This window comes from Gellertiella hungarica (assembly GCF_014197145.1).
Classification (GTDB): domain Bacteria; phylum Pseudomonadota; class Alphaproteobacteria; order Rhizobiales; family Rhizobiaceae; genus Gellertiella; species Gellertiella hungarica.
Genome location: NZ_JACIEZ010000001.1, coordinates 159916 through 173349 on the forward strand (window position 1 = coordinate 159916; position 13434 = coordinate 173349).

Sequence of the window (13434 nt, forward strand, 5' to 3'; positions counted from 1 at the left end):
GGCTCAGGCCTCCAGCTCTGCCGGGAAACCGGGGGCGCGCAGATCCGTGCCGGTCGCGTCCTCCAGCAGCTTCACCACCTGGCTCGACCAGGCATCGCCGCCATACATGGCCTTGGCCCGCACGAAGGTCTGCTCGACGAGCCCGGCAAGCTCCAGCGGCACGCCGAATTCGCGGCCGAAGCCAAGCGCAAAGCCCAGATCCTTCAGCGCCAGATCCATGGTGAAGTTGATGTTGTAGGAGCCGTTGAGGATCACCTGACCCTCCGTCTCGTGCACGAAGGAATTGCCGGACGAGGCGGCGATGATGTGGAAGGCCTGGGTGAGATCGATGCCGCCCTTCTTCGCCAGCATCAATGCCTCGCCCGTGGCGCAGAGATGGATGAAGGCGAGCATGTTGGTGATGACCTTGATGACCGCCGCCTTGCCGAGATCGCCCGCATGGAAGATGCGCTTGCCCATGGCCTTGAAGGCGGGCCCGTGCAGTTCGAACAGGTCCTTGTCGCCGCCGGCAATGACGGTGATTTCGCCGCTGGCGGCCAGATGCACGCCTCCCGTTACGGGCGCTTCCATCATCCTTATGCCGCCCTCGGCCGCGATTTTCGCGAGTCGTGTGACCGCATCCGTATCGAGCGTCGACATCTCGATCCATGTGGCGCCCTTCTTCAGACCCGCCAGAATGCCGTCCGGGGCGGTCAGCACCTGTTCGGACACCTTGGGCGAGGGCAGGCAGGTGATCACGGCATCCACCTTCTCGGCCACTTCCCGTGCCGACGATGCCCAGACCGCGCCCTTCTCGATCAGCTTTTCGCCGTTCTTCCGGTCGATGTCGGTGATGGTGACCCTGAACCCGTTGCGGATCAGGCTGCCCGCCAGATTGCGACCGAGATTGCCGAGGCCGATGAAACCGTAATGCATGATGTTTCCCCTGTCTTGTTGTTCATGCCGTGTATGCGGGCGCGCGGTGTGCGGTGTGTTGTGCTGCATCCCCGCCTATGCCTTGCGCGGCGTTGCATTTGCCGCGCCGCACCCCCCTCTGTCCCTGCCGGGACATCTCCCCCTCAAGGGGGGAGATCGACCGTGGTCTTTTGGTTTCCCCAAATAACAAGCGTCTCATTTGCAGAGACGTTTGCGAGGGACTTCCCCAAGAATCCCCATCCCGATCTCCCCCCTTGAGGGGGAGATGCCCGGCAGGGCAGAGGGGGGTGCGGTACCACAAACTCGACGCCGTGCGGGGGTTGCGGTGCCGCATACTCTACCCGCTCACTCCCCCCGTCCGACCGGCCCGAAGGTGGGCACGAGATGCAGCGCGCTTCCCTCGTAGAGATGGGCGAGCGCCACCTCCTCGTTCAGCTCGACTCCGAGGCCGGGACCGGAGGGCGGGATGACGTAGCCTTCTTCCCACTGGATCGGCTTTTTCAGCAGGCTTGCCTGGAAACCGTCCCAGCGCTCGATGCTTTCGAGGATGAGGAAATTCGGGCTGCAGGCGGAAATCTGGATGTTGGCGGCGCCGACGACAGGACCGCAATAGAGATGCGGGGCGATCTGCGCGTAATGGGCTTCCGCCATGCCGGCGATCTTCTTCGCCTCGAGAATGCCGCCGACACGGCCGAGATTCATCTGGATGATCGAGGCGGCGCCGAGCTGCAGCACCCGCTGGAATTCGTATTTCGTGCAGAGACGCTCGCCGGCAGAAATGGGGATCGACACCGCACGGGCCACTTCCGCCATCTGTTCGGGCATTTCCGGCGGCGTCGGCTCCTCGAACCAGAGCGGCAGATAGGGCTCCAGCACCTTGCCGAGGCGGATGGCGCCCGAGGTGGTGAACTGGCCATGGGTGCCGAAGAGCAGGTCGCAGGAGGTGCCGACCGCCTCGCGGATGCGGGCGCAGAACTTCCGGGAAATCTCGATGCGCTCCAGGCTCGGCTGGCGCGGATCGAAGGTGGAATAGGCGCCGGCCGGATCGAACTTCACCGCGGTGAAGCCCTGGCGAACGTAATGCAACGCCCGCTCCGCAGCCGTATCCGGGTCGCTGTAGGCCTTGCTGTCCGAATAGGCATGTTCCCCGGCGGCAAAATCGGGGTAGATGTAGGTGTAGCTTCTCAGCCGCTCGTGCACCTTGCCGCCGAGCAGCTCGTAGACCGGCTTTTCCGTCGCCTTGCCGACGAGGTCCCACATGGCCATTTCCAGGCCGGAGATGACGCCCATCAGCGAGATGTCGGGGCGCTGGGAGTAGCCGCGCCCATAGGCGTTGCGCCAGAAGGTCTCGATGCGGAAGGGATCGGTATCGAGCAGGTGGTATTCGAAGATGTCGCGCACCATCGCTTCCACCACTTTCGGGCTGAAGGAGGCGGCATAGACTTCCCCCAGCCCCTCCAGTCCGTTGTCGGCGACGAGCTTGACGAAGATGAAATAGCGGCCGCCTGCGAAGGGCGAGGGATTTCCGACGATGAAGGTCTTGAGACCGGTGATTTTCATGAGCTGGCATCCTCCTCGGGCATGCAGGAAGGTGAGCCATCCGCCGCTTATATGACAAGCCCACGAAATTTGACCTATGGGGCGGTTTTGTTTGTGCGTGGCGTCATCTCGCGGGCCAATTTCATCGGGAAGCGCACTCCTACAAATGAAACATGGCCTATGGCTTGAATTCCTTTGTTTGCGGCGGCCGGAGCCGCCGGGCCAAATTGGCGCCGGGAAAAGGGCGGTTCGGATCTGCCGGACGGTTGCCGGCCTTGATCGCCGCCCTTCCGGAACAGCGTCGGGATGGGGGAAGGCAAGGCATGGCAAAGGCGGTACCGTCAAAGGCACGGGTGGTCATCATCGGGGGCGGCGTGTCCGGCTGTTCGGTCGCCTATCACCTTGCAAAGCTTGGCTGGACCAATGTGGTGCTGCTCGAGCGCAAGCAGCTGACCTGCGGCACGACCTGGCACGCGGCGGGGCTGATCGGGCAGCTGCGCGGCTCGCAGAACATGACCCGTCTCGCCAAATATTCCGCCGATCTCTACGTCAAGCTCGAGGCGGAGACGGGCATCGGCACCGGCATGCGCCAGTGCGGGTCGATCTCGGTTGCGCTCACCAACGAGCGCAAGGAAGAACTCTTCCGGCAGGCCTCGCTCGCCCGCGCCTTCAATGTCGATGTGCGCGAGATCTCCCCGCAGGAAATCAAGGAGATGTATCCGCATCTCAACGTCGCCGACGTGGTTGCGGGCGTGCATCTGCCGCTCGACGGCCAGTGCGATCCGGCCAACATCGCCATGGCGCTCGCCAAGGGCGCGCGGCAGAACGGGGCACAGGTGATCGAGGGCGTGAAGGTGACCTCGGTGACACACAAGGACGGCCGCGTGACGGGCGTCACCTGCGTGCAGGAGGGCGAGACCTACACGATCGAGGCGGATCATGTGGTTAATTGCGCGGGCATGTGGGCCCGCGATCTCGCCGGCACGTCGGGCGTGACCGTGCCGCTGCATGCCTGCGAGCATTTCTACATCGTCACCGAGCCGATCCCGGGCCTCACGCGCCTGCCGGTGCTGCGCGTGCCCGACGAGGCGACCTACTACAAGGAAGATGCGGGCAAGATGCTCGTCGGCGCCTTCGAGCTGAAGGCCAAGCCCTGGGGCATGGAGGGCATCCGCGAGGACTTCTGCTTCGACCAGCTGCCCGACGATTTCGACCATTTCCAGCCGATCCTGGAAGATGCGATCAAGCGCATGCCCATGCTGGAGACGGCGGGCATCCACACCTTCTTCAACGGGCCGGAAAGCTTCACGCCGGACGACCGCTACTATCTCGGCGAGGTGCCGGAGCTGAAGAACTACTGGGTGGCGACCGGCTACAATTCCATCGGTATCGTCTCCTCGGGCGGCGCCGGCATGGCGCTTGCCCAGTGGATGAACGACGGCGAGCCGCCCTTCGATCTCTGGGAGGTGGATATCCGCCGCGCCCAGCCCTTCCAGAAGAACCGCCGCTATCTGAAGGAGCGGGTCACCGAAACGCTCGGGCTGCTCTATGCCGATCATTTCCCCTACCGCCAGATGGCAACGGCCCGCGGCGTGCGGCGCACGCCGCTGCACGAACATCTGAAGGCCCGCGGTGCGGTCTTCGGCGAAGTCGCCGGCTGGGAGCGCGCCAACTGGTTCGCCAAGCCCGGACAGGAGCGGGAATATCGCTACAGCTGGCAGCGCCAGAACTGGTTCGAGAACCAGCGCGAGGAGCACCTCGCGGTGCGCAACGGCGTCGGCTTCTTCGACATGACCTCCTTCGGCAAGATCAGGGTCGAGGGCCGGGATGCGCTCTCCTTCCTGCAGCGGCTTTGCGCCGGCGAGATGGACGTGGCGGCGGGGCGCATCGTCTATACCCAGATGCTCAACGAGCGCGGCGGGATCGAGAGCGATCTCACCGTCACGCGGCTTTCGGAAACCGCCTTCCTGCTGGTGGTTCCGGGTGCAACCCTGCAACGCGATCTTGCCTGGCTCCGGAAACATATCGCCGATGAGTTCGTTGTCGTCACGGATGTGACGGCGGCGGAATCGGTTCTCTGCATCATGGGGCCGAAGGCGCGCGACCTGATGCGCCGCGTCAGCCCGAACGATTTCTCCAATGCCGCCCATCCCTTCGGAACGGCGCGGCAGATCGAGGTGGGCATGGGGCTCGCCCGGGCGCACCGTGTCACCTATGTCGGCGAGCTCGGCTGGGAGCTTTACGTCTCCACCGACCAGACGGCCCATGTCTTCGAGGCGCTGGAAGAGGCTGGCGCCGACCTCGGCCTCAAGCTCTGCGGCATCCATACGCTGGACAGCTGCCGCATCGAAAAGGCGTTCCGCCATTTCGGCCACGACATCACCGACGAGGATCACGTTCTGGAAGCGGGCCTCGGCTTTGCGGTGAAGACGGCAAAGCCTGCCTTCATCGGCCGCGAGGCGGTGCTGCGCAAGCAGGAAGCAGGGCTCGACCGCCGTCTGGTGCAGTTCCGGCTCACCGATCCCGAACCGCTGCTCTTCCACAACGAGGCGGTGGTGCGTGACGGCAAGATCGTCTCGATCGTCACCTCGGGCAATTACGGCCATCATCTCGGCGGGGCCATCGGCCTCGGCTACGTGCCCTGCCGGGGCGAGAGCGAGGAGGAGGTGCTCGCCTCGACCTACGAGATCGAGATCGCCGGCCGCCGGGTGAAGGCGGAAGCCTCGCTGAAGCCCATGTACGACCCGCGCGCCGAACGGGTGCGCGCCTGACCTTTTTCATGATTGTGAAGCCGGCTTGCGCCGGCGATTGAGGAGATGAAGTCTGATGTCCCTGGCTGAAGCAGAATCCGCGCCGAAGCGCAGATCCGGTGGTCGCGCCGGCCGTATCGCCGTCCGTTCCGCACCGCTGGCGGATAACATCCGGCCGATCCGCCCCGGCCTGTCCGGCGGGCAGTATCGCCCGCTGACCGACCAGCAGGTCAACCGCATCCACAATGCCGCGCTCGCTGCGCTGGAAGAGATCGGGCTTTCGAATGCCCCGAAATCCGGCATCGAGATCATGACGGGGGCCGGCGCGATCCTCGGAGAGGACGGGCGCCTGCGCTTCCCGCGCGCGCTGGTCGAGGACATGCTGGCAAAGGCTGCCCGCAACATCACCCTTCACGGCCGCGAGGAGAAATACGACCTTCATCTCAGCGGCAGCAAGGTGCATTTCGGCACCGCGGGTGCTGCCGTGCATGTGGTGGACGTGGAGAAACGGGAGTATCGCGAATCCACCTCCGTCGACCTGCTCAACGCCGCCCGCCTCGTCCATCATCTGGACAACATCCATTTCTTCCAGCGCAGCATGGTGTGCCGTGACGTGCCGGACAATTTCATGATGGATGCCAACACGCTCTATGCCTGCTGTGCCGGCACCACGAAGCACGTGGGCACCAGCTTCTCCGATCCCTCCCATGTGAAGGGGTGCATGGAGATGCTGCACATGATCGCCGGTGGCGAGGACAAGTGGCGCGCGCGCCCATTCGTGTCCAATTCCAACTGCTTTGTCGTACCGCCGATGAAGTTTGCCGAGGAAAGCTGCGTCGCGATGGAAAACTGCATCCGGGCGGGCATGCCTGTGCTGCTGCTTTCTGCCGGACAGGCGGGTGCGACGGCGCCCGCGCCCCTCGGCACGGCAATCGTCCAGGCGGTCGCGGAATGCCTGGCGGGCGTGGTCTATGTCAATGCGATGAGCCCCGGCTTCCCGGCGATCTTCGGCACCTGGCCCTTCGTCTCGGATCTCAGGACCGGCGCGATGTCCGGCGGTTCGGGCGAACAGGCGCTGCTGACGGCCGGATGTGCCCAGATGCACCGCTTCTACGATCTGCCGGGTGGTGCCGCCGCCGGCATCGCAGACAGCAAGCTGCCCGACATGCAGGCGGGCTGGGAACAGGCGATCTCCAACGTGATGGCCGGCCTTTCCGGTCTGAACATGGTCTACGAGGCCGTCGGCATGCATGCCTCGCTGCTGGGTTTCTGCCTCGAAAGCCTCGTTCTCGGCGACGACATGCTGGGTCAGGTGCAGCGCTGCATCCGCGGCATCGATTTCTCCGAGGACAGCCTGTCGGTGGAAACCATCCGTTCGGTCTGCCTCGAGGGTCCCGGCCACTATCTCGGCCATACGGAAACCCTCAGCGTCATGCAGACGGAGTATGTCTACCCCGCGGTCGCCGACCGGACGAGCCCGAAGGAATGGGTCGAAATCGGCCGCCCCGATCTCGTGCAGAAGGCCATCGAGCGGAAGAACCGCATTCTCTCCGAATGCGCCCCGACGCTCATCGATCCCGAGGTGGATGCCGCCATCCGGCAGAAATTCCAGATTTATTGCTGATCCGGATCGGGCTCCCCCCTTGGATCCGGTCTACTGGCCGCGTGGGTTTCCACGCGGCTTTTTTACGCCGGCCGTATCCGTGGGATTGATATAAAACATCATTGGTATGTTTAAACTTTCCGAAACGCTGCTGCCATAGGATGTAGCGGACCCCTGTTGTATCGAGTGGAGTGGGCCATGGCGGAGCAGAGAGCGTGAAGATCTCCCTGCGAATCTTCCGGTTTTCCCGGAAACTGGTGATCATCCTGTGTGGCGTCCTGCTTCTGGGCGGCGTCGCGGGTGCAACCGCCGTCTATATCGGCAAGGACAAGCTGCTCGGGCCACCCGAGGAGGATCATTCCGGGCTCGAATGCACCGCCGTGCAGGTCTACAAGGACCGGCGGGACCATCAGCTCTGGCTGCGCAAGTTCATCCGCACCGAATCCGCGGATGGCCTGACCCGCGTCAAGACGGCCTTGCGGGTGGCCGCCGCCGTCTACGAGAAGGAGAAGCCCGATCTGGTCCAGATCGTGGTGCTGGCGGAAAACGGTCCCGACAAGCGCTCCGACATGAACGGCCATGCCATCGGCGCGGACGTCATCTACGTGCCGCATCCGGAAAAGCTCGCCAGCCTGGGCGATATCCCCGTGCTCCAGGCGAGCTATGTGGACAGCCTCGCCAACGCGACCGGCGAATTCTACGGCACGAAGATGAAGCTGCCCGAAGACGAGGCGCATCACATCATCGCATCTCTGCCCGAACGCACCGATTGCATCGATCCGCCGGCGCCGGAAGGCGCTGCAACCGCCGAAGGCGAGGGCGGCAAGGCGGAAGGTGGCGGGCATGGCGAGGCGGCCAAGCCTGCCGAAGGTGGCGAGGGTGGCGAAGGCGGTGGACACGAGGCCGCCAAGGCGCCCGAAGGCGAAGGTGGCGAAGGCGGCCACGAGTCCGGTGCTGCGCCTGCCGAAGGCGGTGGCGAAGCCAAGCCCGCGGAAGGTCATGGCGCCGAAGGCGGAAAGGCCGAGGGCGCCGCGGCGGGCGAAGAAAAGCCTGCCGAGGAGCAGGCCGAAGAAAAGCCGGCCGCAGAACAGCCGGCCGAGGGCGGCGCCGACCACGGCGAGGCGAAGCCCGCCGACGCGCAGCCCGCCGAGACCGGCCATGGAGATGCTGCTCCGGCGGAAACCCCCGAGGAGGTCTCCGCGGGCCACGAAGCACCTGCCGGCGAAGGCGCATCCGCAGCACACGCCACGGCGGAGGAAGGCCATGCCGCTCCCGAAGGCGAGGGCCACGGTGCGGCTGCGCCGGAAGGCACGGACCATGCGGCAAAGCAGGCCCCTGCGGAAGGGCACGGGACTGCGGCGCCGGCCAGTCAGAAAGCCGGGGCTGAGCATGCCGCGCCCGCGGAAGATGCCGCACAGTCAGACGCCGCCCACGCGCCCGCGCCCCAGGGCCACGGGGAGCAGGCAAAGGAGGCATCTCCGCCGCCGCCTGCCGGGGGCGAGGGCGCCGGCCATGCGGCAGGCGAACCTGTAAAGCCTGGCGCAGGTCATGCGCCGGAGGGCGAGGCAAAGGCCGAGGAGCCCGAACAGCCGCACGGCTGACGGGCCGCGACGGCAGGACGAACAAAAGAAAAGACCGGCGGATCGCTCCGCCGGTCTTTTTCGTTCGCCCGTGGGCCGCGGGTAATCAGTCCGCCTTCTGGCGCCGCGCCGGGAAGAGGATGACGTCGCGGATCGACGGCGCATTGGTGAGCAGCATGATCAGGCGGTCGACGCCGATCCCGAGGCCACCGGCCGGCGGCATGCCCTGGTCCATGGCATCGAGGAACTCGTCGTCCAGCTGCTTTTCCTTCTCGCCGCGGGAATGGGCCTGGGTCAGCTGCTCGACCATGCGGGCCCGCTGCTCGACAGGATCGTTGAGCTCGGAGAAGGCGTTGCCGATTTCCCAGCCGTTGCAATAGGTCTCGAAGCGCTCGACGAGGCGCGGCTCGCCCGGCACTTCCTTGGCGAAGGGGGAGATGTCCTTCGGGAAATGGGTGACATGCGAAGGCTGGATGAGCGAGCCCTCGACCGTTTCCTCGAAGATGAAGGCGAGGCATTCGCCCCAGGTTGCGTCCTTCTCCACCTCGAAGCCCTTGGCCTTTGCGGCGGCGCGGGCTTCCTCGTCCGACTTGATGGCGAGGAAGTCGATGCCGGTCTGCTCGAGCACCGCCTGCGGCATGGGCACGCGGCGGAAGGGACCCTTGAAGGAGATCTGCTTGTCGCCATAGGTGAATTCGGGAGAGCCGTGGATCTTCACCGCCAGTTCCTCGAACAGGCGCTCCACGAGGTCCATGATGTCCTCGTAATCGGCATAGGCCCAGTAGCATTCCATCATGGTGAACTCGGGATTGTGCCTTGTGGACACGCCCTCGTTGCGGAAGTTGCGGTTGATCTCGAAGACCTTGTCGGTGAGGCCCGAAACCAGCGTGCGCTTCAGGAACAGCTCCGGCGCGATGCGCAGGTACATGTCGAGCTTCAGCGTGTTGTGGTGCGTCTTGAAGGGCTCGGCCGTCGCGCCGCCATAGACGGAGTGCAGCATGGGCGTCTCGACTTCCATGAAGCCGTCGTTCTCCATGAAGCGGCGAATGCCCGAGACGATCTTCGAGCGCTGCTGGAAGCGCAGCTTCGATTCCTCGTTGGTGAGGATGTCGAGGTGGCGCTTGCGGTAGCGAAGCTCGATGTCGGCGAGACCGTGATACTTCTCCGGCATGGGAAGAAGCGTCTTGGTCAGCATGGTGATTTCATGGGCGTTGATGGTCAGCTCGCCGCGCTTGGTGCGGCGGACGGCACCCGTGACGCCGATGATGTCGCCGAGATCGATCATCGGCAGAAGCGCACGCGCGGCTTCCGGCGTCGTGTCCTTGTGCGAGAAGATCTGGATCTTGCCCGAGGCGTCGTGGATGTCCATGAACATGCCGGAGTTGCGCGAGGAATAGACGCGGCCTGCGACCGTCACGATGTCGCCGGATTCGGTGTCCGGCTCCAGCCCGGCATATTTCTCCGCCAGCTCCGCATTGGTGATCGTGCGGTGGAAATGGGCGGGATAAACGTCGCCGATCTGCTCGCGCAGCAGCTGAAGCTTCTGGCGGCGCACTTCCGTCGCATCGGAAGAAAGGGCGGTTTCGGTGGTCTTTTCAGTCATCTTCGCGTCCTGAAATCAGTTCTTCGGGCCGACCATGGAGGCGGCGATCTGGATGGCGAGCTTCAGCCGCTGGCGCACGACCGAGCGGCCGAGCAGCGCCATGCTGTCGAAGAGCGGCAGCGAGCGCGAGCTGCCGGTGACCGCGACGAAGAGCGGCGCGACGACGACCTTCAGCTTCTTGCCGAGCCGGTCTGCGACAGCGCGCAGTTCCGCCTCGATGGAGGCGACGGTCCATTCCGGCATCTTCTCGAGATCGGCCTGAACGGTCGAGAGGATCTCGTGCAGCTCTTCCGGCGTCGACTTCACCTTGGCGAAATCGGCAGCCGTCAGGCCGAGCTCCGACTTCAGCAGGAAGCCGGCAAGATCGGGCAGTTCGCCGAGCTTGGTGATGCGCGAGCGCGACAGCTTCAGGCCTTCCTTCAGGCGGTCGTTCTCGGATGCCCACTCCAGCACGCGGGCGAGGAAGCTTTCTTCCGTGATCGCCTCGCGGATCCAGCGGCCGTTCAGCCAGTCGAGCTTCTGGATGTCGAAGATCGCGCCGGCCTTGGAGAGGTTTTCCGGATCGAACTTCTCGGCAAGCTCGTCCATGGTCAGAAGCTCTTCGCCCTCGGCGATCTGGATGAAGAACAGGCCGAGGAAATTCATCAGCGCTTCCGGCAGATAGCCGAGCGCGGAATAATAGGAAATCGAGGTCGGGTTCTTGCGCTTGGAAAGCTTCGACTTGTCGGCATTGCGCATCAGCGAGAGATGCATGAAGACCGGCGGCTTGAGCCCGAGATACTGGTAGATGAGGATGTGCTTCGGCACGGAGGCGAGCCATTCTTCGCCGCGCGCCACATGGGTGATCTTCATCAGGTGGTCGTCGACCACGTTTGCCATGTGGTAGGTCGGCATGCCGTCGGCCTTGAGCAGCACCTGCATGTCGACCGCATCCCACGGGATTTCCACTTCGCCGTAGACGCCGTCGACGAACTTGCACGAACCTTCGGTGGGGATCTTCATGCGCACGACATGGGGTTCGCCGGCGGCCATGCGCGCCGTCACTTCCTCGGCCTTCAGGTTCAGGCAGAGGCCGTCATATTTCGGCGGCTTGCCGGCCGCGCGCTGGTCCTCGCGCATCTTCTCCAGCCGCTCGGGCGTGCAGAAGCAGCAGAAGGCGTGTCCGTCCTTGACCATCTTCTCGACGAAGGGACGGTAGATCTCCTTGCGGTCGGACTGGCGGTAGGGGCCGTAGGGGCCGCCGACATCGGGGCCTTCCGACCATTTCAGTCCGCACCATTTCAGGGCGTCCAGCACCTTCTGCTCGAATTCCGGCGTGGAGCGGGTCGCGTCCGTATCCTCGATGCGCAGGATGAACTCGCCACCGTGCTTCTTGGCGAAGAGGTAGTTGAACAGCGCGATATAGGCGGTGCCGACATGCGGTTCGCCGGTGGGAGAAGGTGCAATGCGTACGCGGACGCCGGAAGTGGTCATGATGCTTGCCCGTGCTGCGGTGAAGGGTCGGTGCCGGTGCTCGCGCGCCATGCGCTGGCGGGCCGCCCTCGTTCATTCAGGATAGGTCTGGCCTTAGGCCATATTCAGCCCGGTCCGTCAAGCAAAAGGCACTAATGGATCGGCCATACCCAGAGAAGCGCCGGTATGCTTGCAGCGCTGATCATGAGCGAGAGCGGCAGGCCGAGGCGGGCGTAATCGCTGAAGCGGTAGCCGCCCGGACCCATGACCAGCGTGTTGCACTGGTGGCCGATGGGGGTGAGAAAGTCGCAGGCCGCGCCGATCGCGACGGCCATGAGAAAGGCCTCCGGCCGGTAGTCGAGTTCGGTCGCGAAGCTCGCCGCAATGGGTCCCATCACAAGCACGGTCGCGGCATTGTTGAGAAAGGGGGTCACCGCCATCGTCGTGACGAGCAGGATCGCCAGCGCGCCATAGGCCGGAAGACCGGAGGCCACGCTGCCCAGCCAGTGGGCAATCAGGTCGGTTGCTCCGGTGGTTCTCAGGCTGTCGCTGACGGGAATGAGCGCGGCGAGCATCACGAGGATCGGCCCGTCGACCGACTTGTAGACGTCGGCAAGCGGCAGCTCGCGGAAGACCACCATCATCACCGCCGCGGCAAAGAAGGCGACCGGCACAGGCACCCAGCCGAAGGCGGTCACGATCATCGCGAGCCCGAGAATGGCCAGCGGGACCCACACGTTGCGCGGGGTGCCGAGCAGGATTGCCCGTTCCGCAAGCGGCAGCAGGCCGAAATCCTGCAGGAAGCCCGGAAGGCTGCGCCGCGTGCCCTGGAGAAGCAGGAGGTCGCCGGCTCGGATGGTGATGTCGGCGGTGCGGTCCGAAAGGCGCTGGCCCTGCCGGTTTATCGCCAGCAGGCTGATGCCGTAATTGTTGAGAAGGGCGATCTCCCGTGCAGAGACGCCGATGAGACCGGAATTGACCGATACCGATACCTCGATGGCGGCAAGGTCGCCCGCCGGGCTCGCCTGTCCCGAGGCATTGGCGGCAGGAATGGTCAGCCTTGCGCCCGCGACCAGCCGGTCCAGTGCGGCCGGCGGGCCCTCGAGCAGCAGCGTATCCCCGGCCTTGAGTGTGAGGTCCGGGAAGGGGGCCCTGCGCGAAACGCCGCGCAGCACGCCGGTGGCGATCACCTCCCCGTCGCCGAGCGACAGCACCTCGCGCAGCTCGCGGCCGTTCATCGGGCTCTGCTCGGCCACGATGGCCTCCGCCGAGTAGGTCTCGTTCTCAAGCGTCTCGTTCAGCGATCCGCCCTGGGCGGTACGTGTCGGGACAAGCCGGTTGAACAGCAGCAGGAAGAGGAAGCCGATCCCGGCGAGAATCGCGCCGACGGGGGTGAAGTCGAACATGGTGAAGGGTTCGCCGCCGAACTCTGCCCGCAGGCGCGAGACCACGATGTTGGGCGAGGTGCCGATCTGCGTCATCAGCCCGCCGAGAAGGGCCGCAAAGGCCATCGGCATCAGGTAGCGGGAGGGGGAGCGCCCGGACTTCTTCGCAAACTGGAAGGCGACCGGCATCATGATGGCCAGGGCGCCGATGTTCTTGATGAACGCGGAGAGGATCGTCACGACCCCCACGAGAAGCGCCAGCTGCGCGTGGAAGGAGGAGAGGTTCGGAAAGAAGCGCTTGATGGCGAGATCCACCACGCCGGAGCGGGCAACGCCGGCACTGACAATCAGCGCGCTGGCGACGATGATGACGATGTCGTCACTGAAACCGCTGAAGGCCTTTTCGAAGGGAACGATGCCCACGCCGACGGCGATCAGGAGGGACAGGACGGCCACGAGGTCATAGCGCAGCTTTTCCACGACGAAGGCGATCATCATCAGGGCGATGACGCCGAAGGCGAGCGCTTGGGGAAGGGTCATGCGATGTCAATCCTTGCTTGTCCGATGCGCCAGACAAGGATTGCACCGCAGTGCATGCGCCGCCTTG

At 64.7% G+C, this 13434-nt stretch carries 8 protein-coding genes; 3 read left to right on the forward strand and 5 right to left on the reverse strand.

What is annotated here, in order from left to right; translation table 11 throughout:
- Positions 1 to 3 precede the first annotated feature (3 nt).
- The gene (locus tag GGR23_RS00735) at positions 4 to 915 is read right to left on the reverse strand and encodes an NAD(P)-dependent oxidoreductase (protein ID WP_183364194.1); all 912 of its coding nucleotides are present in this window, start codon (positions 913 to 915) and stop codon (positions 4 to 6) included.
- 345 nt (positions 916 to 1260) lie between these two features.
- Positions 1261 to 2475 carry a mandelate racemase/muconate lactonizing enzyme family protein gene (locus GGR23_RS00740; RefSeq protein ID WP_183364195.1) on the reverse strand — a complete coding sequence of 405 codons (1215 nt, stop codon included), beginning with the start codon at positions 2473 to 2475 and terminating at the stop codon, positions 1261 to 1263.
- Positions 2476 to 2777: 302 nt separating this feature from the next.
- On the opposite strand from GGR23_RS00740, the gene GGR23_RS00745 reads away from it, so the two are divergent.
- The 3 genes from GGR23_RS00745 to GGR23_RS00755 all read left to right on the forward strand — a co-directional run bounded on the left by GGR23_RS00745 (position 2778) and on the right by GGR23_RS00755 (position 8408).
- Positions 2778 to 5225 carry a GcvT family protein gene (locus GGR23_RS00745; RefSeq protein WP_183364196.1) on the forward strand — a complete coding sequence of 816 codons (2448 nt, stop codon included), beginning with the start codon at positions 2778 to 2780 and terminating at the stop codon, positions 5223 to 5225.
- A 55-nt stretch (positions 5226 to 5280) separates the two neighbouring features.
- Positions 5281 to 6828 carry a trimethylamine methyltransferase family protein gene (locus GGR23_RS00750; RefSeq protein WP_183364197.1) on the forward strand — a complete coding sequence of 516 codons (1548 nt, stop codon included), beginning with the start codon at positions 5281 to 5283 and terminating at the stop codon, positions 6826 to 6828.
- Between the two features lie 194 nt (positions 6829 to 7022).
- Positions 7023 to 8408, forward strand: a complete 1386-nt coding sequence (locus tag GGR23_RS00755) for a hypothetical protein (protein ID WP_183364198.1) — start codon at positions 7023 to 7025, stop codon at positions 8406 to 8408.
- An 85-nt stretch (positions 8409 to 8493) separates the two neighbouring features.
- Here the strand turns inward: GGR23_RS00755 and lysS are convergent, their stop codons facing one another.
- The 3 genes from lysS to GGR23_RS00770 form a co-directional block, all read right to left on the reverse strand.
- On the reverse strand, positions 8494 to 9990 hold the full coding sequence (gene lysS, locus GGR23_RS00760) for a lysine--tRNA ligase (RefSeq protein ID WP_183364200.1): 1497 nt from the start codon (positions 9988 to 9990) through the stop codon (positions 8494 to 8496).
- Positions 9991 to 10005: 15 nt separating this feature from the next.
- Positions 10006 to 11463 carry a glutamate--tRNA ligase gene (gene gltX / locus GGR23_RS00765; RefSeq protein ID WP_183364201.1) on the reverse strand — a complete coding sequence of 486 codons (1458 nt, stop codon included), beginning with the start codon at positions 11461 to 11463 and terminating at the stop codon, positions 10006 to 10008.
- A 131-nt stretch (positions 11464 to 11594) separates the two neighbouring features.
- A complete protein-coding gene (locus GGR23_RS00770; protein WP_183364202.1) occupies positions 11595 to 13367 on the reverse strand; it encodes an SLC13 family permease in 1773 nt (590 codons plus the stop codon).
- Between the last annotated feature and the right edge of the window lie 67 nt (positions 13368 to 13434).